The sequence below is a fragment of the Cedecea sp. AS113 genome (genome assembly GCF_037152415.1).
Classification (GTDB): Bacteria; Pseudomonadota; Gammaproteobacteria; order Enterobacterales; family Enterobacteriaceae; genus Cedecea.
The window spans coordinates 134,619-158,234 of record NZ_JBBCMI010000009.1 but is presented as its reverse complement, the minus strand read 5'-3'; the positions used below and the strand labels follow the sequence as shown (position 1 = coordinate 158,234).

General features: G+C 55.6%; 22 protein-coding genes. 17 read left to right on the top strand and 5 right to left on the bottom strand.

Features of this window, described 5'->3' with window-relative positions:
• Positions 1-146 precede the first annotated feature (146 nt).
• From WFN87_RS13195 to WFN87_RS13185, 3 genes are all read left to right on the top strand, one after another.
• The gene (locus WFN87_RS13195) at positions 147-1,193 is read left to right on the top strand and encodes a LacI family DNA-binding transcriptional regulator (protein WP_336983092.1); all 1,047 of its coding nucleotides are present in this window, start codon (positions 147-149) and stop codon (positions 1,191-1,193) included.
• Positions 1,194-1,355: 162 nt separating this feature from the next.
• Entirely contained in the window at positions 1,356-2,426 is a 1,071-nt protein-coding gene (locus WFN87_RS13190) for an SIS domain-containing protein (protein WP_336983093.1), read from the top strand.
• A 56-nt stretch (positions 2,427-2,482) separates the two neighbouring features.
• Entirely contained in the window at positions 2,483-3,853 is a 1,371-nt protein-coding gene (locus tag WFN87_RS13185; RefSeq protein WP_286180307.1) for a PTS transporter subunit EIIC, read from the top strand.
• Positions 3,854-3,855: 2 nt separating this feature from the next.
• Here WFN87_RS13185 and WFN87_RS13180 read toward each other — a convergent pair whose 3' ends face one another.
• Entirely contained in the window at positions 3,856-4,482 is a 627-nt protein-coding gene (locus tag WFN87_RS13180) for a lysoplasmalogenase (protein ID WP_336983094.1), read from the bottom strand.
• Positions 4,483-4,603: 121 nt separating this feature from the next.
• Between WFN87_RS13180 and WFN87_RS13175 the strand changes: the two genes are divergently transcribed.
• Complete coding sequence (locus tag WFN87_RS13175) at positions 4,604-4,975, top strand: DUF2500 family protein (RefSeq protein ID WP_166994700.1); 372 nt, start codon at positions 4,604-4,606, stop codon at positions 4,973-4,975.
• Here the strand turns inward: WFN87_RS13175 and WFN87_RS13170 are convergent.
• Positions 4,963-5,232: a DUF1145 family protein gene (locus WFN87_RS13170; RefSeq protein WP_096754169.1), complete on the bottom strand. Its 270-nt coding sequence runs from the start codon at positions 5,230-5,232 to the stop codon at positions 4,963-4,965. The two genes, WFN87_RS13175 and WFN87_RS13170, sit on opposite strands and share 13 nt — an antisense overlap.
• Positions 5,233-5,237: 5 nt before the next feature.
• On the bottom strand, positions 5,238-5,825 hold the full coding sequence (gene rsmD / locus WFN87_RS13165) for a 16S rRNA (guanine(966)-N(2))-methyltransferase (RefSeq protein WP_336983095.1): 588 nt from the start codon (positions 5,823-5,825) through the stop codon (positions 5,238-5,240).
• 181 nt (positions 5,826-6,006) lie between these two features.
• Here rsmD and ftsY point away from each other — a divergent pair, with 181 nt between their 5' ends.
• From ftsY to rpoH, 4 genes are all read left to right on the top strand, one after another.
• Entirely contained in the window at positions 6,007-7,635 is a 1,629-nt protein-coding gene (gene ftsY, locus WFN87_RS13160; RefSeq protein WP_336983096.1) for a signal recognition particle-docking protein FtsY, read from the top strand.
• 2 nt (positions 7,636-7,637) lie between these two features.
• A complete protein-coding gene (gene ftsE / locus WFN87_RS13155) occupies positions 7,638-8,306 on the top strand; it encodes a cell division ATP-binding protein FtsE (RefSeq protein ID WP_008458576.1) in 669 nt (222 codons plus the stop codon).
• Entirely contained in the window at positions 8,299-9,354 is a 1,056-nt protein-coding gene (gene ftsX, locus WFN87_RS13150; RefSeq protein WP_045784745.1) for a permease-like cell division protein FtsX, read from the top strand. The genes ftsE and ftsX overlap by 8 nt, the downstream gene beginning before the upstream one ends.
• A 255-nt stretch (positions 9,355-9,609) precedes the next feature.
• Positions 9,610-10,464: an RNA polymerase sigma factor RpoH gene (rpoH, locus tag WFN87_RS13145; RefSeq protein WP_008458573.1), complete on the top strand. Its 855-nt coding sequence runs from the start codon at positions 9,610-9,612 to the stop codon at positions 10,462-10,464.
• Between the two features lie 35 nt (positions 10,465-10,499).
• Here the strand turns inward: rpoH and pdxR are convergent, their stop codons facing one another.
• Positions 10,500-11,990 carry a MocR-like pyridoxine biosynthesis transcription factor PdxR gene (pdxR, locus tag WFN87_RS13140; protein WP_336983097.1) on the bottom strand — a complete coding sequence of 497 codons (1,491 nt, stop codon included), beginning with the start codon at positions 11,988-11,990 and terminating at the stop codon, positions 10,500-10,502.
• A gap of 118 nt (positions 11,991-12,108) precedes the next feature.
• On the opposite strand from pdxR, the gene WFN87_RS13135 reads away from it, so the two are divergent.
• From WFN87_RS13135 to WFN87_RS13125, 3 genes are all read left to right on the top strand, one after another.
• The gene (locus WFN87_RS13135) at positions 12,109-13,374 is read left to right on the top strand and encodes a 4-aminobutyrate--2-oxoglutarate transaminase (protein WP_336819053.1); all 1,266 of its coding nucleotides are present in this window, start codon (positions 12,109-12,111) and stop codon (positions 13,372-13,374) included.
• Positions 13,375-13,514: 140 nt separating this feature from the next.
• On the top strand, positions 13,515-14,759 hold the full coding sequence (locus tag WFN87_RS13130) for an aromatic amino acid transport family protein (RefSeq protein WP_336983098.1): 1,245 nt from the start codon (positions 13,515-13,517) through the stop codon (positions 14,757-14,759).
• Between the two features lie 256 nt (positions 14,760-15,015).
• Complete coding sequence (locus WFN87_RS13125; protein WP_008458563.1) at positions 15,016-16,119, top strand: branched-chain amino acid ABC transporter substrate-binding protein; 1,104 nt, start codon at positions 15,016-15,018, stop codon at positions 16,117-16,119.
• A gap of 256 nt (positions 16,120-16,375) precedes the next feature.
• Here the strand turns inward: WFN87_RS13125 and panM are convergent, their stop codons facing one another.
• Positions 16,376-16,756 (bottom strand): aspartate 1-decarboxylase autocleavage activator PanM, encoded by a 381-nt coding sequence (gene panM / locus WFN87_RS13120; protein WP_336983099.1) that lies wholly within the window; start codon positions 16,754-16,756, stop codon positions 16,376-16,378.
• A gap of 398 nt (positions 16,757-17,154) precedes the next feature.
• On the opposite strand from panM, the gene livK reads away from it, so the two are divergent.
• From livK to ugpB, 6 genes are all read left to right on the top strand, one after another.
• A complete protein-coding gene (livK, locus tag WFN87_RS13115; RefSeq protein WP_166994686.1) occupies positions 17,155-18,264 on the top strand; it encodes a high-affinity branched-chain amino acid ABC transporter substrate-binding protein LivK in 1,110 nt (369 codons plus the stop codon).
• A 62-nt stretch (positions 18,265-18,326) separates the two neighbouring features.
• Positions 18,327-19,253, top strand: coding sequence for a high-affinity branched-chain amino acid ABC transporter permease LivH (gene livH, locus WFN87_RS13110; RefSeq protein ID WP_008457946.1), 927 nt, complete (start codon positions 18,327-18,329; stop codon positions 19,251-19,253).
• Positions 19,250-20,527: a high-affinity branched-chain amino acid ABC transporter permease LivM gene (locus WFN87_RS13105; protein WP_008457943.1), complete on the top strand. Its 1,278-nt coding sequence runs from the start codon at positions 19,250-19,252 to the stop codon at positions 20,525-20,527. The genes livH and WFN87_RS13105 overlap by 4 nt, the downstream gene beginning before the upstream one ends.
• Positions 20,524-21,291 carry a high-affinity branched-chain amino acid ABC transporter ATP-binding protein LivG gene (gene livG / locus WFN87_RS13100; RefSeq protein ID WP_008457941.1) on the top strand — a complete coding sequence of 256 codons (768 nt, stop codon included), beginning with the start codon at positions 20,524-20,526 and terminating at the stop codon, positions 21,289-21,291. Before WFN87_RS13105 ends, livG begins: the two co-directional genes overlap by 4 nt.
• A 1-nt stretch (position 21,292) precedes the next feature.
• On the top strand, positions 21,293-22,006 hold the full coding sequence (gene livF, locus WFN87_RS13095; protein ID WP_085938903.1) for a high-affinity branched-chain amino acid ABC transporter ATP-binding protein LivF: 714 nt from the start codon (positions 21,293-21,295) through the stop codon (positions 22,004-22,006).
• A gap of 272 nt (positions 22,007-22,278) precedes the next feature.
• Complete coding sequence (gene ugpB, locus WFN87_RS13090) at positions 22,279-23,595, top strand: sn-glycerol-3-phosphate ABC transporter substrate-binding protein UgpB (protein WP_008457936.1); 1,317 nt, start codon at positions 22,279-22,281, stop codon at positions 23,593-23,595.
• The last annotated feature ends 21 nt before the right edge of the window (positions 23,596-23,616 follow it).

Genomic DNA, 23,616 nt, shown 5'->3' with positions numbered 1-23,616 from the left:
TTACTCTCTGGAGTTGACTCCAGAGTCAAGCGTCTTTTTTACCGCCGGATATTTCTGGCTGGCCGGCGGCAGTTTTCAGGATTGGCCTTTGCTTCCCCACGGCGCTTCCCCTAGTATTATCCGCAGGTCGGGATGAGAATGAATCGATGAAAAAACCACTGACAATCAAGGATATTGCGGAGCTGGCGCAGGTGTCTATCGCCACGGTCTCCCGAGTGCTGAACAATAACAGCTGGGTGGCGGACAAAACGCGTAGCCGGGTTGAAAAAGTGATTCAGGAGCATAACTTCAGCCCGAATCTGCTGGCGCGGGGGATGATTTCCAAGAAAACCCAGACGCTGGCGATTGTCGTTTCCGATATCAGTAACCCCTACTTTGTGATGCTGGTGGCGCAAATTGAGCACGAAAGTCTGCGGTTGGGCTACAAGGTCACGCTGTACGACACGCAATCGGCAAACAGAACCTCTCGCGAAGCACCGGTGGTGCCCGAAGAGCATATTTTTAATTCCATTACCGACAGCCAGATAGACGGCGTGATCATTCTCGGCGGTAATATCGACTACAACGACATTGCCGCGACTTATCTGCAGGAACTGAAAAAGCTGATCGCCACCGTGCCGGTCGTGGTCGTGGGGCGTAACCTGCCGGGCGTGGAATATGCCTGCGTTGAACGCGATCAGGCGGGATGTGTGCGCTTAGCCACTCGTCACCTGATTGAGAAAGGTTACCGGCGCATTGGTTTTATCGGCGGGTCAAAGAATGTATATATTACTCGCGAGCGCGAGGCGGTATTTCGGGCCGAGCTGGAAGCTGCGAAATTGCCGGTAGAAAATAGTTTTATTGTGCTGAAAAACTTTTATTTACAGCATGGCTATGAGGCAATTGAAACGCTGATTTCAACGAATACAAGCTTGCCGGATGCCATTGTGGCAATTAACGATCATGTTGCCAAAGGCGCGATCCGTGCGCTAAAGGATCACAATCTGTCTGTGCCAGATAATATCGCCATAGTGAGCTGTGAATATTTCCCTGGCAGCGAGTATTTTATTCCCCGCATTGCCACCGTTGACCACCAGAATGCTTTGATTGGCAAAGCGGTAATGACAAAGTTAATGGCTATTTTGAATGAAAATGCTGCCGGTATCGCAGTCGAAAAAATACCTCTTACGCTATTGAACGGCGAATCCTGTTAGTTTTCAGCGGCGGATCTCTTTTTCAGGCATCCGCCCGTTTCTCCCCTTCACGTTATTTTTTGATCTCGCTAACAGTTGCGCGATCTGGCGTTGACAAGCCTCGTCAGACTCCTCTAGCCTAAAACCTGAAAACGTTTTCAGGTTTTGATTACAGGAGAGCCGATGAAACCGACAATGATGACCTATATCCATGAAGAGCAGGCGACATTAAGCGCCATGCTGTCTCGCTATCCGTCCGATCTTCCGGTGCTCGGTGGGCAAAAAGAGTGGCTGGTGCTGGCCACGGGCTCCAGCATTAACGCGATCAAAAGCGCGAAGTACTACGTGGAAAAACTGGCGGACGTTCGTGTCACCGTCGAAGAGCCGTTCCACTTTCAGCATTACGAAAAATTCAGTGACACCACGGATTTGGTGATAGGCGTTTCCCAGAGCGGGGAAAGCACCTCGACCCTCAACGCAATTCAGCATATTCGCCAGACTCACCCGGTCAAAACGGTGGGCATCACCAGCAAAGCCGGGAGCGAGCTTGCCCGCGCCGTGGACCACGTGATTGATATCGAGATCGGCGAGGAACGCGTGGGCTACGTCACCAAAGGGTACGTTGCTACGATCCTGAAATTTATGCTGCTGGGCGTGTTTGTTGCTCGCCGCAGTGGGAAGATCGACGCTGAACAGGAAGCGGCTGAGCTGCATAAGCTGGACGTTGCGGTGAAATCGATTCCGGGCGTGATTGCCGACACCGAAGCTTTTTTCACCCAATGGCAGGCCGAACTGGCCGCTTCCCCGCGCTTCACCTCAATTGGCTACGGGCCGAGCGTCGGCGTGATCAAAGAGATGGAAACCAAGTTTGCCGAGACGATTCGCGTGCCATCCCAGGGCGTTGAGCTCGAAGCGTTTATGCACGGGCCTTATTTCGAAGTGAATGGCAGCCACCGGATGTTCTTTATTGATACGCCGGGCGTGGCTCGCGAGCGTTTATTACTGCTGAAAGCCTATGAGCAAAAATATACCGATTACGTGTACACCATCAAATTAGGTGAGGACAACGATCCGCGTACGCTGGCGGTGAAAGCCAATATTGATGAGTTTATTGCCCCGCTGATCATGGTTATCCCTTTCCAGATATTGGCTCACCATATTGCCGAGGCAAAGGGCAATAATCTGCCGCAGCGGATCTTTACCGATTTTGGCGTGTCCGTAAAAAGTAAAACGAAGCCAGGCGATTACGCCTGAGGCACAGTATTCCCTACACAATAATAACGTCCCTACCTTGCTACTGAGGAATTATTATGGCTACCTTCAGTCAACTTGCCCGACAGATAATTCAGCATGTCGGCGAGGCAGAAAATATAGAGCATCTTACCCACTGCGCAACCCGTTTGCGTTTTACTATCAAAGATAAAAGTAAGATTAATAAAGATGAGCTTTATAAGTTGCCAGAGGTAGTCAAACTGGTTGAAAACCCAGGGCAATTCCAGATTGTTATTGGGCCGAAAGTTGAAAAAGTCTTTCTGGCTATCACGGCGCAGATGGGGGAGCCGTCCTCAGAAGAAGCCTCTGCGCCGCAGGGCTCGATGATTAATCGCCTGCTGGCCACACTTTCCGCTATTTTCACGCCTTACATCGGCGTGCTGGCGGGCGTGGGGGTGGTGAAAGGGATTGTGGTGTTGCTGCAAACAATGAATCTGGTGGATACCCATTCGTACGTGTTCACCGTGTTCAATGCGCTTTCCAGCGGCGTTTTCGTCATGCTGCCGCTGTTTATCGCGGTAACGGCTGCGGAGCGCTTTAAGGCCAATAAATTTAGCGCCCTGGCGCTGACGGCGGCGATGATTTTCCCGCTGACGGATGCCAGCGTGCCCGGGGCCTTCCACGTTATGGGCCTGGCGCTGAACGTGAAAATCTACGGCGGGGCGGTGATCCCGGCGGTCTTTGCCGTGCTCTTCCTGAGCCACGTCGAACGCTGGCTGAAAAAGGTGATCCCGGAGATCGCCGCGCTGGTATTCGTGCCTTGTTTGTCGCTGATCGTCAGCGGCTTTGTGGTGTTCACCGTGATTGGCCCGGTGGCTGACTATGTTGGCGTCGGCATCGCCAACGGCTATGCGTGGCTGTACAACCTCAGCCCGGTGATTTCCGGTGCGCTGTTAGCGGGGATTGGGCAGCTGTTCGTGGTGTTTGGCGTGCACTGGGGCATTATCCCGCTGGCGTTAATTAACATTCAGGTCAACGGCTATGACACCATTATGGCGATGTTTATGTCGGCGGTAATGGGGCAGTTTGGGGCGGTATTTGGTGCCATCTTTATTGCCCGTAACCTGAAAGATAAGCAGATTGCGATTTCCGCTTCGCTCTCCGCCTTCTTCGGCATTACCGAACCGGCGCTGTACGGCGTGAACCTGAAATACCGCATGTTATTTGTTTTCGGCTGCATTGGCGCAGCGCTGGGCGGCGGGATTACCGGCCTCTTGGGCGTGAAAACCTACAGCTTCCTGCCGGTACTGAACGTGTTCGAGCTGGGGCTGTTTAGCGGGCCGGAATCGAAGATGATTTACGAGGTGATTGCTATCGCGGTGGCGTTTACGGTGCCTGCGGTGTTGACCATTATCTACGGCAAAACCCGCAGGCTGGAACCTGCCTCCCTGGCGGAAGACAGGCGTTAACCTCAGATATACAGGGCGCGAACAATCATAAAGTGCCCGGCAAAGTAGCAGGCGGCGGCAATGGCGCTGTCGCCTCTGAAGCGGTGACGATAGTGGCTGACCAGCCAGACAATGTTGCCCAGCAGCAGCAGGCTAGCCCCCACAAACCCGGAGAAGTTCGGGGCCGTCGGGCGGAAGAAATAAAGCTCGGCGGCAAGCCAAACCATCACCAGCGTCATACCGATAAACGTCAGAATAGGCACGCGCAGCGCTTCCAGCCGCGTCCAGATAGTCGCGACCAGCAGTGCGCCAATAATCAGCAGAGCCAGCGGTAGCGGCCAGAAAATGGCCAAGCTCATCTGGCTGGCAAAATAGATGGTGTACAGCAGATGCGAAAGGAAGCATGCCCCCACGGCGTAAAGCAGACGTTGAGTGGGCAGTAGCGTGAGCGCATCGCCGACCAGCGTTGCCAGAAGACCCGCCACAATCAGGTAGCCGGCCGCTTCAAACATCGGTGCCTGCCAGGCCAGCAGCAGCAGGAGCAGCAGGGTCAGCGGCTTGAAGAGCCAGCGCTGCCAGGTGGCGCCGCGCCAGGAAGCATCAATGTAAATCCAGGCCGATAACGCAACAGCAATAAATGACCAAAGCATGGCATATCCTTATTTTAATTGTTGGCGTAACACCGTTCAGTCTAGTGGCTAAGCGGCGCAGATGACAACGCCGCGGCGCCAGGGTTATGCTGAAAAGTGTCTGACAATTAGAGAAAAAGCCATGAGCAAGCCCCCAACTTTCATTATCGCCATCGTTGTGGTCATCGTCGTAGCCGCCTCCTTTCGCTATTTTCAGCAGCGCCGCCAGAATATCGAAAACGACGCGGCGCCGCTGAGCGTAAAAAAAGTGGTGGTGGCGACCAAGCGTGAAAAACCGTCCAACGACCGACGTTCGCGCCAGCGTGAAGTCACTCCGCCGGAAGACTCGATTCGCTATGAGGTTTGGTTTGCGCCACAGAGCGGCGGGATGGAAATGAAAATGCGCGTTGAAGCGGCGGAATACCATGCGGTATCGGTGGGAGATAAAGGTACGCTGAGTTACAAGGGGACGCGCTTTGTCAGCTTCGTCCCCGAAGAGACTCACTTGCCCTGACGCAGCTTTTTCTGCCAGACCAGCAGCTCAAACACGCCAAAAACGAAAATCTTAATCTGTTCACCGCGGGCAAGCGCCGGCCCATCTTTCGGCTGTGTGGCTTTCAGCAGGCTCAGCTGCAGGCCGTGCATAATCACCATGAAGATCAGCGCGACGTTAACGAAAATGTTCAGCGGGCGCGGATAAGGGTGAACCAGGTTAAAGATCAGAAAGCCCCAGACGCAAAGCATCAGCAGGCGGCCAAAGTTAATCAGAATCGGCATTATGCGGTTCCTTGAGCTTCACGAATAAACAGGCGATAAGCCACCTGACCGGCGACTTTTTCACGGTGCAGCGCCCAACTGGCAGGCACCGCTGGCAGACCATTTTCCACTTCACTTTCTACATAGATTAGCGCGTCATCCGCCAGCCAGCCGTTTTTCTCGAGCAGGCTGAGCGTTTCATCCAGCAATCCCTTACGGAACGGCGGGTCGACAAAGACGACGTTGTGCTGCGTGCCGGGCTGCGCGAGCACATTCAGCGTATTGGCGTTGAGCACTTTGCCATTGCTGGCTTTTAAGGTTGCGAGGTTCTTTTGCAACTGCTGGGAGACTGCGCGATCCATTTCAATCAGCGTCGCGCTGGCGGCATAGCGGGAGAGCGCCTCCAGTCCGAGCGCGCCGCTGCCGGCAAAACAGTCGAGGCAATGGGCATCTACCATTGACGGGGCCAGCCAGTTGAAAAGCGTTTCGCGCACGCGGTCTGTCGTCGGGCGCAGGCCGGGGCTGTCCGGAACCGGGAGTTTTCGGCCGCGCCATTGGCCGCCGATGATGCGAATCTGGCCGGAACCAGAGGATTGGGGTTTCTTCATTGCTCTCACTGCGATGCTAAATTTTGCGGTTATTCTAGCGGCGCACGCCCGGCCAGGAAACCTTAATCCACTGGCGTGATGCCGCGCCGGGAAAGTGATAGACTAACGCACTATTTTTTATGCCCGTGGCAAGCAGAATCGGGTCTGTGCCATGAATTAACAGCGAGGAGTGTAGTCGCAAATGGCGAAAGAGAAAAAACGTGGCTTTTTTTCCTGGCTGGGATTTGGCCAGAAAGAGCAGCAGCCGGATGTCGAAGCAGAACAAAAAGTAATAGAAGAACAACCGGTTACTGAGCAGGCTCCCGCGCAGGATGAATCTCAACAGCCTCAGGCTGTCGAGCAGGAACAGCAGGACTTAGTTAGTGAGCACTCACTGGAGGAGTCCGAAAAGTTTGCTGAGCAGGTCGTGGAGGTTAACGCCCAGCTTGCAGAAGAAGCGGAAGAGAAAGCGCTGGCGGCCGAGCCGGAAATGATTCCTGAGCCGGAAGTGACCGTTGAGCCCGAGATCGTGGCGGAACCAGAGCCTGTGGCGGTTATCGAGCCAGAACCCGTTGTCGAACCTGAGGCCGTTGTCGAGCCTGAGGTGATTGAACCTGCGGCTGTTGTTGCAGAGCCGGAAGTCATTGAGCAGCCTGTTGCGGCCGTGGAGCACGAAACGCTGCCGTTGCCGGAAGAGATTGCCGAAAATGTAGATCAGCCGGACGAGTGGCAGGCCGAGCAGGACGAAATCGTCAACGAAGAAGTGGCTGAAGCCGAGGCGCTGTTCGCGCACGAAGCTGCCGTGGAAGATGAAGCCGTGGCTGAAGAAACGGTTGATGAAGAGCCGGAAGAAGAGGCTGTCGAAGAGACTGCTCCGGTTGCCGTGCAGCAAGAGCAGGAAAAGCCGACCAAAGAGGGCTTCTTCGCCCGCCTGAAGCGTAGCCTGGTCAAAACTAAACAAAACCTCGGTTCCGGATTTATCAGTCTGTTCCGCGGCAAGAAAATCGATGATGATCTGTTTGAAGAGCTGGAAGAGCAGCTACTCATTGCCGACGTTGGGGTTGAGACAACCCGGAAAATCATCACCAACCTGACCGAAGGTGCAAGCCGTAAGCAGCTTCGTGACGCGGAAGCGCTGTACGGTCTGCTGAAAGAAGAGATGAGCGAAATCCTCGCCAAAGTGGACGAGCCGCTTAGCGTGGAAGGCAAAACGCCGTTTGTTATCCTGATGGTTGGCGTTAACGGCGTGGGTAAAACCACCACCATCGGTAAGCTGGCACGGCAGTTCGAGCAGCAGGGTAAATCCGTGATGCTGGCGGCAGGTGATACCTTCCGTGCGGCAGCGGTTGAGCAGCTTCAGGTTTGGGGCCAGCGCAACAATATTCCTGTTGTCGCCCAGCATACCGGCGCGGACTCCGCTTCAGTTATCTTCGATGCTATTCAGGCGGCGAAGGCGCGTAACATTGATGTGTTGATTGCCGATACCGCAGGGCGTTTGCAGAATAAATCGCACCTGATGGAAGAATTGAAGAAAATTGTCAGGGTTATGAAAAAGCTGGACGAAGATGCCCCGCATGAGGTTATGCTCACCCTCGACGCCAGCACCGGTCAGAATGCCATAAGCCAGGCTAAACTGTTCCACGAAGCGGTGGGGCTGACGGGCATCACCCTGACCAAACTGGATGGTACCGCCAAGGGTGGCGTAATCTTCTCTGTGGCAGACCAGTTCGGCATTCCGATTCGCTACATTGGCGTCGGCGAACAAATTTCTGATTTACGACCGTTTAATGCGGGCGACTTTATAGAGGCACTTTTTGCCCGAGAGGATTAACAATGATTCGCTTTGAACACGTCAGTAAAGCCTATCTCGGTGGGAGACAAGCGTTGCAGGGAGTGACCTTCCATATGCAACCGGGCGAGATGGCCTTTCTGACCGGCCATTCTGGCGCAGGGAAGAGTACTCTGCTCAAGCTTATCTGCGGTATCGAACGGCCCAGCGATGGGAAGATTTTTTTCAGCGGCCATGATATTAGCCGCCTGAAGAGCCGTGAAGTGCCGTTCCTGCGTCGTCAGATTGGGATGATCTTCCAGGATCACCACCTGCTGATGGACAGAACCGTGTACGACAACGTGGCCATCCCGCTGATCATCGCGGGCGCCAGCGGCGAAGATATTCGCCGTCGCGTGTCTGCGGCATTAGATAAGGTCGGCCTGCTGGACAAAGCGAAGAACTTTCCTATCCAGCTTTCCGGCGGTGAACAGCAGCGCGTGGGCATCGCTCGCGCCGTGGTAAACAAGCCGGCTGTGCTGCTGGCGGATGAACCGACCGGGAACCTTGATGATGCGCTGTCGGAAGGTATTCTGCGCCTGTTCGAAGAGTTTAACCGCGTGGGCGTAACGGTGCTGATGGCCACTCACGATATAGGGCTTATCTCACGTCGCAATTACCGTATGTTGACCCTCAGCGACGGCCATTTGCATGGAGGCCTGGCAGGTGAATAAACACAGTGCGCTCAACCATATCAAGCGCTTCAGCAACAAGCTGGATAAAATCAACCAACTGAATAAGTTAGGCGATCTTGGCCGTTCGGTGAAAAAACGTGGCAAAGGGCCGCAGTCTAAAAGTAAAGCCCTGAAAGGCGGCGTGAATGAGCAGTTCCGCTACGCCTGGGAAGGGGCGCTTCAGGATCTGAAGAGCAAGCCGCTGGCGACCTTCCTGACGGTCATGGTGATTGCCATCTCCCTGACGCTGCCGAGCGTTTGCTATATGGTTTACAAGAACGTAAACCAGGCGGCGACCCAATATTATCCGTCCCCGCAAATTACCGTTTACCTCGATAAGGCGCTGGACGATAACGCCGCGCAGCAGGTGGTGGGCGCGATTCAGGCGGAGGAGGGCGTGGATAAAGTTAACTACCTCTCCCGCGAAGAAGCGCTGGGCGAGTTCCGTAACTGGTCGGGCTTTGGCGGCGCGCTGGATATGCTGGAAGAGAACCCGCTGCCCGCCGTGGCCGTGGTGAACCCTAAACTAGATTTCCAGAGCACGGATCACCTGAATACGCTGCGTGATCGCGTGGCGAAGATTCATGGCGTCGATGAAGTACGCATGGATGACAGCTGGTTTGCCCGCCTCGCGGCGCTGACCGGGCTGGTCGGGCGAGTGGCGGCGATGATCGGCATCCTGATGGTTGCAGCGGTGTTCCTCGTCATCGGTAACTCGGTGCGTTTGAGCATCTTTGCCCGCCGCGATACCATCAACGTGCAGAAGCTTATCGGGGCAACCGACGGCTTTATTTTGCGTCCGTTCCTGTATGGCGGTGCGCTGCTGGGCTTTAGCGGTGCGTTTCTGTCGCTGATCCTGTCTGAGATTCTGGTGATGCGCCTCTCTTCGGCGGTGACGGAAGTGGCGCAGGTGTTCGGGACTAAGTTCGATATCAGCGGGTTGGGCTTTGACGAATGCCTGCTGCTGTTGCTGGTCTCGTCGATGATCGGCTGGCTGGCAGCCTGGCTTGCCACTGTTCAACATTTACGCCGTTTTACGCCGGAGTAAAAAGTTTTTGATATACTCATTCCCTGCTACGATAACGTCGTCCGCAGGGAGTGCGTTTTATACCGTAGTGACCCCTGCGATGCTGCAATAACCGTCACACTTTGTGTGTAATCTATTCACAGCTTTACATTGAACTTGTGGATAACATCACTGTCTGAGAGTACAGTGAAGGGTACGGTCTGGGCCTGACGTGTCGTCGGTGCGCCTCAGCCACTTGAATGGCAAGCCGTACTTAGTCTCTAAGAGAGGGTTTGAATGACCAAAGAAATGCAAAATTTAGCTTTAGCCCCTGTTGGTAACCTGGAGTCGTATATCCGGGCTGCAAACGCCTGGCCGATGTTAACGGCTGAGGAAGAGAAGGAGCTGGCTGAAAAGCTGCATTACCAGGGCGATCTGGAAGCAGCGAAAAAGCTGATCCTGTCTCACCTGCGCTTTGTTGTTCATGTTGCGCGTAACTATTCCGGCTACGGCCTGCCGCAGGCAGACCTTATCCAGGAAGGCAACATCGGCCTGATGAAAGCAGTACGCCGTTTTAACCCAGAAGTGGGTGTTCGCCTGGTCTCCTTTGCGGTGCACTGGATCAAGGCTGAAATTCATGAATACGTGCTGCGTAACTGGCGTATTGTGAAAGTCGCGACCACCAAAGCACAGCGTAAGCTGTTCTTTAACCTGCGTAAAACCAAGCAGCGCTTGGGCTGGTTTAATCAGGACGAAGTCGAAATGGTGGCCAACGAGCTTGGCGTGTCCAGCAAAGACGTGCTTGAGATGGAGTCACGCATGGCGGCGCAGGATATGACTTTCGACATGTCGAATGACGACGACGCTGACGGTCAGCCGATGGCGCCGGTGCTCTTCCTGCAAGATAAGTCTTCCAACTTTGCCGACGGCATTGAAGACGACAACTGGGAATCTCACGCCGCAGACAAACTGAGCGATGCGATGCAGGGCCTGGATGAACGCAGTCAGCAGATCATTCGCGCGCGCTGGTTAGATGAAGACAACAAAAGCACGCTGCAGGAACTTGCAGACCGCTATGGCGTTTCCGCCGAGCGCGTTCGTCAGCTTGAAAAGAACGCGATGAAAAAATTGCGCGCCGCTATCGAAGCTTAACGCCGATACACACGTCGCACTAAGAGCGCCCCACTTTATGTTGGGGCGTTTTGCTTTTTATGCTCCGGCATACATGCCAGCAGCACGGTAAACGCCGCTTCCATTTCGCGCTCCGGCAGGCTGGCGAACCCCATCAATAATCCCTTCTTGCGCCGTTCGGTCAGATAGTAACGCGACAAGGGCCGCACCAGAATATTGCGGGCGTTAGCGCGCTCAGCAATCGCCACATCATCGGCCTCATCAGGCAGATTCAAAATCAAATGCAGCCCGGCGTTATCGCTAAAATCTGACAGCGCCTGTGGCCCGCAGTGGCGGGAGATCAGGTCGGTCAGGAAGGCGCGACGGCGGCCGTAGAGCAGGCGCATCCGGCGAATATGGGCCGAATAATGCCCGGCGGTAATAAACTCTGCCAGCGCCTGCTGAATAAGCGAATGCCCGCCGCGATACAGTTCCGCATGGGCGGTTTTCAGGTCATTGACCAGCGGGCGAGGCAGCACGACGTAGCCGATCCTTAAACCCGGATAAAGCGTTTTACTGAAGGTGCCGATGTAAACCACCGGCGCGTCGGTGACCAGCCCCTGCAGCGCCGGAATAGGCTGGCCAGAAAAGCGAAATTCGCTGTCGTAGTCATCTTCAATAATCCAACTGCCGTGCTGGCGGGCGAGTGCCAACAGGCGCTGGCGGCGCTCCAGGCTCATCACCGCCCCCAGCGGGTACTGATGAGACGGCGTGACGAAGATTAAGCGCGGCGCTTCGCTCACTTTCTCCGGCGGGCAAAGGCCGTTCTCATCGACGGTGAGCGGCGTGACCCGCACATCATTCATCGTCAGTACGTGGCGGATGCCCCAGTAAGAAGGTTCTTCGATCCACGCCAGGTCGTCTCTGTCGCACAGCATCCGGGTGACCAGATCGATAGCCTGGTGGATCCCTTCGGTGATCAGGATTTGGTCGACCTGGCAGTTTACTCCTCGGGAAACACGCAGGTAATCGACCAGCGCATGCTGCAGTTCAGATGTGCCGCCGTTGCAGCTATAGCTCAGGCGCTCCGGTTTAGGACGGCGGCTGATGCGCGCCTGGATCTTGCTGAATAGCGGATGAGGGAAGGCGTTGACGTCTGGTACACCGGGAATAAAAGCTCCCCACTGGCGCGGGCTGGCGCTCACCTGAGAAAGAAGATGCTGCCCGCGGCGGGAAATAGATACCTCAGGAGCCGGGGCCGTGCCACCTTCGGCAGGGCTTCCCGTGGAGGTGAAGCGATCCGGCAGCGTTTTTTCAACAAAAGTGCCGCTGCCCTGGCGGGATGAAACGTACCCCTCGGTCATAAGCTGCTCATAAACTGTTAACACAGTGTTACGGGAAATGCTGAGTTCGCTGGCTAAGTCGCGGGAGGCGGGCAGGCGGCTGTGGGGCGGCAATGAGCCATCCAGAATGGAACGGCGCAGCGCGTTATAAAGACGTTTATGCAGCAGGATATCGGTCTCTGCCTGCAGCCTGACAAGAATCAAATCACCCACTAAGTCTCGCAATTGGATCCCTCAGATAAACTGAATTGGCACTCGATTATAGGGCCAATACCTGTGTAAATAAACGACATTGTTTCTGATTTGTTGCGATAAAGTGACTGACTTAACAGGAGAGACCAAGGTGAAAAGTGCAGAGCTGAATCAGCGTCGTTTACAGGCCACGCCGCGCGGTGTGGGCGTGATGTGTAGCTACTTTGCAGAGAAGGCAGAGAACGCCACTCTGTGGGATGTGGAAGGCAACGAGGTTATCGATTTTGCCGCCGGGATCGCCGTGCTGAACACCGGCCATCGTCACCCGAAAGTGATTGCCGCTGTAGAAAAACAATTGCAGGCCTTTACCCACACGGCTTACCAGATTGTCCCTTATGAAAGCTACGTTTCACTGGCCGAGCGTATTAACGAACTGGCGCCGATTGACGGCCCGGCGAAAACCGCGTTCTTCACCACCGGTGCGGAAGCGGTTGAGAATGCGGTGAAAATCGCCCGCGCTTATACCAAACGTCCCGGCCTGATCACCTTCGGCGGCGGCTTCCATGGTCGTACCTTTATGACCATGGCGCTGACCGGCAAAGTGGCACCGTACAAAATCGGTTTTGGCCCGTTCCCTGGCTCCGTCTACCACGCGGTTTACCCGAATGCCGCTCACGGCGTGACGACTGACGATGCGCTCAAAAGCCTGGACCGTATCTTTAAAGCCGATATCGCCGCGGATCAGGTGGCGGCCATCATACTGGAGCCGGTTCAGGGAGAAGGCGGCTTCAACGTGGCGCCCCCTGAATTTATGCAGGCGCTGCGCCAGCTGTGCGACACCCACGGTATTCTGTTGATTGCCGATGAAGTGCAGACCGGCTTCGCGCGTACCGGCAAGCTGTTTGCGATGGACTATTACGACGTCAAAGCCGACCTGATGACGATGGCGAAAAGCCTGGCCGGTGGCTTCCCTCTGTCCGGCGTTGTGGGCCGTGCCGAAGTGATGGATGCCCCTGCGCCTGGCGGCCTGGGCGGCACTTATGCAGGCAACCCGCTGGCGGTTGCGGCGGCTCACGCGGTGCTGGATGTAATCAACGAAGAACAGCTGTGCAAACGTGCCACCCAGCTTGGTGAACACCTGAAAGAAGTGCTGAATCAGGCGCGCCAAAGCTGCCCGGCAATTGTCGACGTGCGTGGGCAAGGCTCGATGGTTGCAGTGGAGTTTAACGATCCGCAGACCGGGAAACCTTCGCCGGAATTTACCCGCGAAGTTCAGCTGAAAGCTCAGGCACAAGGGCTGCTGCTGCTGAGCTGCGGCGTCTACGGCAACGTTATCCGCTTCCTTTATCCGCTGACCATTCCTGATGCTCAGTTCACCAAAGCGCTGGCCATTCTGTCCAGAGTGCTTAAGGGCTAATCCCCGTAGTTTGCGGCGGCAGGGAAGCCCGCCATACACAAGGTGGCCGCAGCATTTTTTCCCCAGCGTGAAGTGGTTTATCACCCTGATATCCCCTGTTTTCCGGCGGACGTTACCGCCGGAGTAATACGGAAAATATTATGTCTGAAAACTCCACCTTCTCTCCCGCCGTTGCGCGCGGGGAGCGGACTGCTGTCCCCGGTAAATCCCTGAGTTTCGTTGAAGGCGTGTCGATGATTGTCGGCACTAACATTGGTGCGGGCGTGCTTTCTATCGCCTATGCCTCGAGTAAAGCAGGATTCTGGCCGCTGCTATTCTGGCTGGTGCTGGTGGGCAGCCTGACCACCGTGACGATGCTTTACGTCGCTGAATCCACTTTGCGTACCCGCCAGCATTTGCAGCTTAGCGGGCTGTCGCTGCGCTACGTCGGGCGCTTTGGCGCGCTGATGATGTTCCTTTCCGTCTGCGTAAACAGCGTCGGGGCGTTGACCGCCTATATGACCGGCAGCGGTAAGCTACTGCACTCTTTGTTAGGTATCTCTCCGGCCCTGGGCAGCGTGCTGTTTTTCATCCCGGCTGCGGGCGTGCTCTACATGGGCCTGAAAGCCATCGGGCGCGGGGAAAAGTTTATTAGCGTCGGCATGGTGGTGATGATAGTGGTGCTGGTGATTGCGACTTTGCTGAAAGAGACGACCAGCGTCGGCTACCTGCTGGAAGGCAACTGGCTTTATATGGTGCCGGTGTTCAACGTGGTGGTGTTCTGCTTCTCGGCGCAGTACATCGTGCCGGAGATGGCGCGTGGTTTTGCCGACAAGCCCGAAAAGCTACCGAAAGCCATCCTCGTTGGCATGGTGGTGACCTTCGCGCTGCTGGCTCTGGTGCCGATGTCGGTCATCATGCTTAACGGGCTGGACGATATCTCTGAGGTGGCGACGATTTCCTGGGGGAAAGCGCTGGGAGAGTGGGCATTCTTCTCGGCGAACCTGTTTGCACTGTGCGCCATGCTGACGTCGTACTGGGGGCTGGGCGGGAGTTTCCTGACCAATATCTTTGACCGCTTCCGCCTGGGCAGCGATGAGCCTTCTCTGAAGCGTTTTCTGGTACTGCTGGTGGTCGCGATCCCGCCGTTTGTGCTGGCCTACAGCGGGCTGGTGTCGTTCGTGAATGCGCTCTATTTTGCGGGCGTGTTCAGCGGCGTGATTTTGTCGATTATGCCGATCCTGATGATTAAAGGCGCCCGCCGCAGCGGCGATGTCACGCCCGGCTGGACCTGCCCGGCATTTATGACCCACCCGCTGATCCAGATTTTCATCGTGTTGCTTTACCTCTGCAGTGCCGTTTATGCGGTTGCTTCCGCTCTGGGATATTTGCCGGCAGGTTGGTGATTCCGAGGCCTGCTCCCCCGCGCCCGGAGGCTTTCCGGCGCGGTTTTTTTTTGTCACATTCCCGTTATCTAACCTTCAAATATGTCTTTCCAAATTATCGCAAATGGCGCTATGTTTAGCATAGTGTGCTGCCGTAGCGCCGGCTGCTGCCCTTAAGTTAGCTATCATATGCTTTTCTTATACCTACAAACAGAATAATGCGCTAACAAACAACAACACAACAAATTCAATAACCATAACAATGGGGACTCTCAGGATGAAAATGACGGGTAAAGCCTTACTGGCAGGATGCGTTGCACTGGCAATGAGCCACGCGGCGATGGCAAAAGATATTAAGGTCGCGGTAGTAGGGGCAATGTCTGGGCCGGTCGCGCAATACGGCGATCAGGAGTTTACCGGTGCCGAGCAGGCGGTGGCTGACATTAACGCAAAGGGTGGGATTAAAGGCGACAAACTGGTTATCACCAAATATGACGATGCCTGTGACCCGAAACAAGCGGTCGCGGTAGCGAACAAAGTGGTGAACGACGGCATCAAGTACGTGATCGGTCACCTGTGCTCTTCTTCTACTCAGCCAGCGTCTGACATTTACGAAGACGAAGGCATTCTGATGATCACCCCGGCAGCTACGGCACCGGAGCTGACCGCGCGCGGCTATAAGCTGACTCTGCGTACTACCGGTCTCGACTCCGACCAGGGCCCAACCGCGGCGAAATACATTCTGGAACACGTGAAGCCTAAGCGCATTGCTGTTATCCACGATAAGCAGCAGTACGGCGAAGGTCTGGCGCGTTCCGTGCAGGACGGCCTGAAAAAAGGCGGCGCTAATGTGGTGTTCTTCGACGGGATCACCGCCGGTGAGAAAGATTTCTCCACGCTGGTTGCTCGCCTGAAGAAAGAGAACATCGACTTTGTTTACTACGGCGGCTACCACCCGGAAATGGGGCAGATCCTGCGCCAGTCCCGCGCAGCTGGTCTGAAAACTCAGTTCATGGGGCCTGAAGGCGTAGCGAACGTTTCCCTGTCTAACATCGCCGGGGATTCAGCAGAAGGCCTACTGGTGACTAAACCGAAGAACTACGATCAGGTTCCGGCCAACAAACCGATTGTGGACGCGATCAAAGCGAAGAAACAGGATCCAAGCGGCGCATTCGTCTGGACCACCTACGCAGCCCTGCAGTCGCTGGCTGCTGGCCTGAACCAGAGCGCAGATCCGGCGGCTATCTCTAAATACCTGAAAGGGGCGACCGTGGATACCGTGATGGGGCCGCTGTCGTGGGATGAGAAAGGCGACCTGAAAGGCTTTGAGTTCGGCGTGTTCACCTGGCATGCCAACGGCACAGCCACCGACGCAAAATAAAAGCAAACGGCAACCAAAGGGTTGCCGTTTTAGTGTTTTCGCGGGCGATGAGCGCCGGGTTACAATTCAACCCTCACCCCGGCTCTCTCCCAGAGGGAGAGGAGGAAAACGGCCGATGGGAACATTGTTTATTCCCTCTCCCTTGTAGGGAGAGGGTTAGGGTGAGGGTAAACAAGCAGCGACGTTGTGGATGAGGGAAAAGCCGTACCTTCATAGAGCGACTTATCTGCTGCAAGGATGCAGGTGGGAAACCCGCTTACCTCCCCCAACCGCCGCTCTGCTCGCAGAACCCGGAAGCCTGCATAAACGCCGTCATCACGGCACGATCCTCAACGCCAACATCCGCCAGCCACCAGCGTTTAATCGCCGGGTTATCCCGCATAACCTCTCCCAGCAAATACTGCCCCACGCCTCTGCGGCGGGTAATTTCACGAACGCGCAGAGAATCCAGCGCTCCGGCATCCCCTGTGAGCGTGACGCGCACCGCGCCGAGCAGGCGTTCGTTAAATTTTGCGGCGTAGATCCTTTCACTGTCGCTAAGGGTCAGTGAACCGCTGGAGTATTCCGGCCAGATCTTGCCGAGGTCAATTTTATCCTGAGCGCTAAACTCAAACAGACGAATGATAGTGAGTTTCATAAGTGACCTAACCAAAAAGCGGGAAAACCCCGAGTGTAACCAATTTATTTGCCTCAGACGCTTTATCTTTTTTATGCCGTTCAGCAGTTGATTACTTTTTAGCGAAAAGATAAGCCAGCCTTTAACGCGGCAGATTGAATCCTGACCAGGATAAAGCACTAAAATCCAGTGAATTGTTCGGCTCTTTGTACCGCTATTTTATGCTGATTTTGGTGCTTTTTTTTGTTTAACTATGGCGAAATACAGAATATTATCTCTACTTAATCGCCTGAAAAATAGAGAGTTTAGTCTGATAAATTGTAAAATTTACCGCTAACTCCTTAACGGCACTGATAAAAATGGTCATTGATTATAAAAGGTACTGGGTGCTTTTTAACCAAGTTATGGGGATGGAACGAATGAAGATGAACGCGAAGACATTACTGGCCGGGCTGGTGGCGTTGGCCGTGTCTCACGCGGCAACCGCGGGTGATATCAAAGTGGCTGTTGTCGGGGCAATGTCAGGCCCGGTCGCGCAGTGGGGCGACATGGAATTTAACGGTGCTCGCCAGGCTATCAAAGACATCAACGCCAAAGGCGGGATCAAAGGCGACAAGCTGGTTGGCGTTGAATATGACGATGCCTGCGATCCAAAACAGGCCGTGGCGGTTGCCAACAAAATCGTTAACGACGGCGTGAAGTACGTTATCGGCCACCTGTGCTCCTCTTCCACCCAGCCGGCTTCTGACATCTATGAAGATGAAGGCATCCTGATGATCACTCCGGGCGCGACCAACCCTGAGCTGACCCAGCGCGGCTACGGCATGATCATGCGTACCGCGGGCCTCGACTCTTCCCAGGGGCCAACGGCGTCCAAATATATTCTGGAGCACGTTAAGCCGCAGCGCATCGCGATCATCCACGATAAGCAGCAGTACGGCGAAGGTCTGGCGCGCTCCGTGCAGGATGGCCTGAAAAAAGGCGGCGCTAACATCGTGTTCTTCGACGGGATCACCGCCGGAGACAAAGACTTCTCCACCCTGGTGGCGCGTCTGCAGAAAGAAAATATCGACTTCGTTTACTACGGCGGCTACTACCCGGAAATGGGGCAGATCCTGCGCCAGGCACGCGCCGTTGGCCTGAAAACTCAGTTTATGGGGCCGGAAGGCGTGGGTAACGCTTCTCTGTCCAATATCGCTGGCCCTGCGGGCGAAGGGATGCTGGTCACCATGCCTAAGCGCTATGACCAGGATCCGGCCAATAAAGCTATCGTTGATGAGCTGAAAGCGGCGAAGAAAGACCCGAGCGGCCCGTATGTGTGGATCACCTACGCGGCAGTTCAGTCTCTGGCCACCGCCATGGACCGCACCGGCAGCAAAGATCCTGCTGCGCTGGTGAAAGATTTAAAAGCACACGGTGCGAACACCGTGATTGGGCCGCTGAACTGGGATGATAAAGGCGATTTGAAAGGATTTGAATTCGGTGTCTTCCAGTGGCACGCCGATGGTTCGTCCTCCGTGGCGAAGTAAGGCGAAGGCTGCACAGTCATCCCACCCCCGGCCTATGTCGGGGGTTTTTAAAAGGTTAAGTTATGTCCGAGCAGTTTCTCTACTTCCTGCAGCAGATGTTTAACGGCGTCACGCTGGGCAGTACCTACGCGCTGATCGCCATCGGTTACACGATGGTGTACGGCATTATTGGCATGATCAACTTCGCCCACGGCGAAGTGTATATGATCGGCAGCTACGTCTCTTTCATGATCATCGCCGCGTTAATGATGCTCGGTATTGATGTGGGCTGGATGCTGGTGGGCGCAGGTTTTATTGGCGCCATTATCATCGCCAGCGCCTACGGCTGGAGCATTGAGCGCGTCGCCTACAAGCCGGTGCGTAACTCCAAGCGCCTGATCGCGCTGATTTCCGCCATCGGGATGTCTATCTTCCTGCAAAACTACGTCAGCCTGACGGAAGGTTCGCGCGACATCGCGCTGCCAAGCCTGTTTAACGGGCAGTGGATTGTGGGGGCGAGCGATAACTTCACTGCCACCATCACCACCATGCAGCTGGTTATCTGGGTTGTGACCTTCCTGGCTATGCTGGCGCTGACGCTGTTCATCCGTTATTCCCGCATGGGCCGCGCCTGCCGCGCCTGTGCTGAAGACCTGAAAATGGCCAGCCTGCTCGGGATTAATACCGACCGCGTTATCTCGCTCACCTTCGTCATCGGTGCCGCGATGGCGGCAGTGGCTGGCGTACTGTTGGGCCAGTTCTACGGCGTAATCAACCCGTACATCGGCTTTATGGCAGGGATGAAAGCCTTTACCGCGGCGGTACTTGGCGGCATCGGCAGTATTCCTGGCGCCATGATTGGCGGCCTGATCCTCGGCGTGGCCGAAGCGCTGACTTCAGCCTACCTGAGCACGGAATATAAAGACGTCGTCTCCTTTGCGCTGCTGATTGTGGTGCTGCTGGTGATGCCTACCGGGATCCTGGGTCGTCCGGAGGTTGAGAAAGTATGAAACCGATGCATATTGTTTTTTCGCTGCTCTCCGCAGCCATGTTCTTTGTTTTAGCATCGGTATTTATGGGCGTTCAGCTTAGCCTGGACGGCACCAAACTGGTGGTGAACAGCGCGCCTTCCGTGCGCTGGGAATGGGTCTTCATCGGCACCGCTGCGGTGCTGGTGTTCCAACTGCTGCGCCCGCTGTTCCAGAAGGGCATGAAGAAAGTGTCCGGGCCGAAGTTTGTGCTGCCGGCGCTGGATGGTTCCACGGCTAAGCAGAAGCTGTTCCTGGTGGCGCTGCTGGTTGCCGCTGTGGCGTGGCCGTTCCTTGTTTCACGCGGCACCGTGGACATTGCTACATTAACCATGATTTACATCATCCTCGGCCTGGGGCTGAACGTGGTGGTGGGGCTGTCTGGCCTGTTGGTGCTGGGCTATGGCGGCTTCTACGCTATCGGCGCTTACACTTTTGCGTTGCTGAACCACTATTACGGCCTGGGCTTTTGGACCTGTCTGCCGCTGGCGGGGCTGGTGGCTGCTGCCGCAGGCTTCCTGCTCGGCTTCCCGGTACTGCGCCTGCGTGGGGACTACCTGGCGATCGTGACGCTGGGCTTCGGGGAAATCGTCCGTATCCTGCTGCTGAACAACACCGATATTACCGGCGGCCCGAACGGCATCAGCCAGATCCCAAAACCGACCTTCTTCGGCCTGGAGTTTAGCCGTACCGCCCGCGAAGGCGGCTGGGATACCTTCAGTAATTTCTTTAACGTGGCCTACGACCCGAGCGACAGGATTATTTTCCTGTACCTGGTAGCGTTGCTGCTGGTGGTGCTCTCGCTGTTCGTGATTAACCGCCTGCTGCGTATGCCGCTTGGCCGCGCCTGGGAAGCGCTGCGCGAAGATGAGATCGCCTGCCGTTCGCTGGGCCTGAACCCAACCCGTATCAAGCTGACTGCGTTCACCATCAGCGCCGCTTTTGCGGGCTTTGCCGGGACGTTGTTCGCCGCACGCCAGGGCTTTGTCAGCCCGGAATCCTTCACCTTCGCCGAGTCGGCGTTTGTGCTGGCGATTGTGGTGCTCGGCGGGATGGGCTCGCAGTTCGCGGTGATTCTGGCCGCTGTTCTGCTGGTGGTTTCCCGCGAGCTGATGCGTGACCTGAACGAGTACAGCATGCTGGTGCTCGGTGGCCTGATGGTGCTGATGATGATTTGGCGTCCACAAGGCTTGCTGCCGATGACGCGTCCGCATCTGAAGCTGAAGAAAGAGCAAGTGAAAGGAGAGCAGGCATGAGTCAGCCATTGTTATCCGTAAGCGGTCTGATGATGCGTTTCGGCGGCCTGCTGGCCGTCAACAATGTCTCGCTCGAGCTGCATCCACAGGAAATTGTTTCGCTTATCGGCCCGAACGGCGCCGGTAAAACCACGGTGTTTAACTGCCTGACCGGCTTTTACAAGCCGACTGGTGGCACCATTTTGCTGCGCGACCAACACCTGGAAGGCTTACCGGGCCAGCAGATTGCGCGCATGGGCGTGGTGCGTACCTTCCAGCACGTTCGCCTGTTCCGTGAAATGACGGTGATTGAGAACCTGCTGGTGGCGCAACATCAACAGCTGAAAACCGGTATTTTCTCGGGCTTGCTGAAAACCCCAGGCTTCCGTCGCGCCCAGAGCGAAGCGCTGGACAGAGCGGCCACCTGGCTCGAACGTATCGGGCTGCTGGAGCACGCTAACCGCCAGGCAAGCAACCTGGCCTATGGCGATCAGCGTCGCCTTGAAATCGCTCGCTGCATGGTGACCCAGCCGGAAATCCTGATGCTGGATGAACCTGCCGCCGGCCTTAACCCGAAAGAAACCCATGAGCTGGATGAGCTGATCATGGAGCTGCGCAATCATCACAACACCACGGTGTTGCTGATTGAGCATGACATGAAGCTGGTCATGGGCATTTCTGACCGTATCTACGTGGTGAACCAGGGAACGCCGTTAGCCAACGGCACGCCGGAGCAAATCCGCAACAACCCTGATGTCATTCGCGCCTATCTGGGTGAGGCTTAAGATGGAAAATGTAATGCTGTCGTTTGACAAGGTGAGCGCCCACTACGGCAAAATTCAGGCGCTGCACGACGTCAGTCTGCATATTAAACAGGGCGAAATTGTTACGCTCATCGGCGCTAACGGCGCTGGTAAAACGACGCTGCTTGGCACGCTTTGCGGCGACCCGCGCGCGACCAGCGGCCGCATCGTGTTTGATGGCAAAGATATTACAGACTGGCACACCGCGCGCATCATGCGTGAGGCCGTGGCGATTGTGCCGGAAGGGCGCCGTGTTTTCTCCCGCATGACGGTGGAAGAGAACCTGGCGATGGGCGGCTTTTTTGCCGAACGTGACCAGTTCCAGTCGCGTATTAAGCGCGTCTACGATCTGTTCCCGCGTCTGCACGAACGCCGCATTCAGCGGGCGGGTACCATGTCCGGCGGTGAGCAGCAGATGCTGGCGATAGGCCGCGCACTCATGAGCCAGCCGCGTCTGTTACTGTTAGATGAACCGTCGCTGGGTCTGGCGCCTATCATCATCCAGCAAATTTTCGACACCATTGAGCAGCTGCGCAGCGAAGGGATGACCATCTTCCTCGTGGAGCAGAACGCCAACCAGGCGCTGAAGCTGGCTGACCGGGGCTACGTGCTGGAAAACGGCCACGTCGTGCTGGAAGACACCGGCGATGCGCTGCTGGCGAACGAAGCGGTGCGCAGCGCTTATTTAGGCGGCTAATAAAAGCATAACGGCAACTTCGGTTGCCGTTTTTTTTTGTTTGCACTCTCTCCCTGTGGGAGAGGGAACAGCATGGGTTGAGTTTGAATTATTCAGGGAATACACGGGGAAAGAAAAATATATCTCCCGTCGACAAAGAAACATTTCATTCACTCCGCTGTAACTATTCTGTCATCCAGCCGTTATTTTTCTGTCATTCGAGCGTGTCATGTTACCTCGCGAGCATAAAACGCGTGATTTCGCGCATCCGGCACAACAAGAGAGATAACCGAATGACATCGTTACGACACACAGCTTTAGCGCTGACGCTTGGTCTGGCATTTGCCTCCCAGGCGATGGCCGTTACCACGATTCCTTTCTGGCATTCAATGGACGGGGAACTGGGTAAAGAAGTGGATTCTCTGGCAAACCGTTTCAATGAAACGCACCCTGATTACAAAATTGTGCCGGTTTATAAAGGCAACTACGATCAAAGCCTGGCGGCGGGTATCGCGGCATACCGTTCCGGTAACGCCCCGGCCATCCTGCAGGTATATGAAGTTGGCACCGCGACCATGATGGCTTCCAAGGCTATCAAACCGGTCTACGAAGTGTTTAAAGACGCTGGCATCAACTTCGACGAATCCCAGTTTGTCCCGACCGTGGCCGGTTACTACACCGACTCTAAAACGGGCCACCTGCTGTCCCAGCCTTTCAACAGCTCCACCCCGGTGCTGTACTACAACAAAGACGCTTTCAAGAAAGCCGGTCTGAACCCGGATCAGCCACCTAAAACCTGGCAGGACGTGGCGGCATACAGCGCCAAACTGCGCGCAGCAGGCATGAAGTGTGGCTACGCCAGCGGCTGGCAGGGCTGGATCCAGTTGGAGAACTTCAGCGCCTGGCACGGCCTGCCGTTCGCCACCAAAAACAACGGCTTTGACGGCACTGATGCCGTGCTGGAGTTCAACAAACCTGAGCAGGTGAAACACATTGCCCTGCTGGAAGAGATGAACAAGAAGGGCGACTTCACCTATTTCGGTCGTAAAGATGAGTCCACCGAGAAGTTCTACAACGGTGACTGCGCGATCACTACCGCGTCTTCCGGCTCTCTGGCTGACATTCGTCAGTACGCGAAATTCAACTACGGCGTAGGCATGATGCCTTACGACGCAGACGTGAAAGGCGCGCCACAGAACGCCATCATCGGTGGGGCAAGCCTGTGGGTAATGCAGGGCAAAGACAAGCCAACCTACAAAGGCGTGGCCGAGTTTATGCAGTTCCTGGCTAAACCAGAAATCGCCGCTGAATGGCACCAGAAAACCGGCTACCTGCCAATCACCACCGCCGCTTACGAGCTGACTCGTAAAGAAGGCTTCTACGACAAGAATCCGGGCGCGGACACCGCAACTCGCCAGATGCTGAACAAGCCACCGTTGCCGTTCACCAAAGGCCTGCGTCTGGGCAACATGCCGCAGATTCGTACCGTGGTTGACGAAGAGCTGGAATCCGTCTGGACCGGTAAGAAAACGCCACAGCAGGCGCTGGACGCTTCCGTTGAGCGTGGTAACCAGCTGCTGCGCCGCTTCGAGCAGTCTACCAAGTCTTAAGTTCTACCCTCGTCCCCTCCC

Excerpts from the sequence above, each read along its gene's own strand:
- WFN87_RS13195 (WP_336983092.1), top strand. The coding sequence starts at position 147 with ATGAAAAAACCACTGACAATCAAGGATATTGCGGAGCTGGCGCAGGTG.
- WFN87_RS13190 (WP_336983093.1), top strand. The coding sequence starts at position 1,356 with ATGAAACCGACAATGATGACCTATATCCATGAAGAGCAGGCGACATTA.
- WFN87_RS13185 (WP_286180307.1), top strand. The coding sequence starts at position 2,483 with ATGGCTACCTTCAGTCAACTTGCCCGACAGATAATTCAGCATGTCGGC.
- WFN87_RS13180 (WP_336983094.1), bottom strand. The coding sequence starts at position 4,482 with ATGCTTTGGTCATTTATTGCTGTTGCGTTATCGGCCTGGATTTACATT.
- WFN87_RS13175 (WP_166994700.1), top strand. The coding sequence starts at position 4,604 with ATGAGCAAGCCCCCAACTTTCATTATCGCCATCGTTGTGGTCATCGTC.
- rsmD (WP_336983095.1), bottom strand. The coding sequence starts at position 5,825 with ATGAAGAAACCCCAATCCTCTGGTTCCGGCCAGATTCGCATCATCGGC.
- ftsY (WP_336983096.1), top strand. The coding sequence starts at position 6,007 with ATGGCGAAAGAGAAAAAACGTGGCTTTTTTTCCTGGCTGGGATTTGGC.
- ftsE (WP_008458576.1), top strand. The coding sequence starts at position 7,638 with ATGATTCGCTTTGAACACGTCAGTAAAGCCTATCTCGGTGGGAGACAA.
- rpoH (WP_008458573.1), top strand. The coding sequence starts at position 9,610 with ATGACCAAAGAAATGCAAAATTTAGCTTTAGCCCCTGTTGGTAACCTG.
- WFN87_RS13130 (WP_336983098.1), top strand. The coding sequence starts at position 13,515 with ATGTCTGAAAACTCCACCTTCTCTCCCGCCGTTGCGCGCGGGGAGCGG.
- WFN87_RS13125 (WP_008458563.1), top strand. The coding sequence starts at position 15,016 with ATGAAAATGACGGGTAAAGCCTTACTGGCAGGATGCGTTGCACTGGCA.
- panM (WP_336983099.1), bottom strand. The coding sequence starts at position 16,756 with ATGAAACTCACTATCATTCGTCTGTTTGAGTTTAGCGCTCAGGATAAA.
- livK (WP_166994686.1), top strand. The coding sequence starts at position 17,155 with ATGAAGATGAACGCGAAGACATTACTGGCCGGGCTGGTGGCGTTGGCC.
- livH (WP_008457946.1), top strand. The coding sequence starts at position 18,327 with ATGTCCGAGCAGTTTCTCTACTTCCTGCAGCAGATGTTTAACGGCGTC.
- WFN87_RS13105 (WP_008457943.1), top strand. The coding sequence starts at position 19,250 with ATGAAACCGATGCATATTGTTTTTTCGCTGCTCTCCGCAGCCATGTTC.
- livG (WP_008457941.1), top strand. The coding sequence starts at position 20,524 with ATGAGTCAGCCATTGTTATCCGTAAGCGGTCTGATGATGCGTTTCGGC.
- livF (WP_085938903.1), top strand. The coding sequence starts at position 21,293 with ATGGAAAATGTAATGCTGTCGTTTGACAAGGTGAGCGCCCACTACGGC.
- ugpB (WP_008457936.1), top strand. The coding sequence starts at position 22,279 with ATGACATCGTTACGACACACAGCTTTAGCGCTGACGCTTGGTCTGGCA.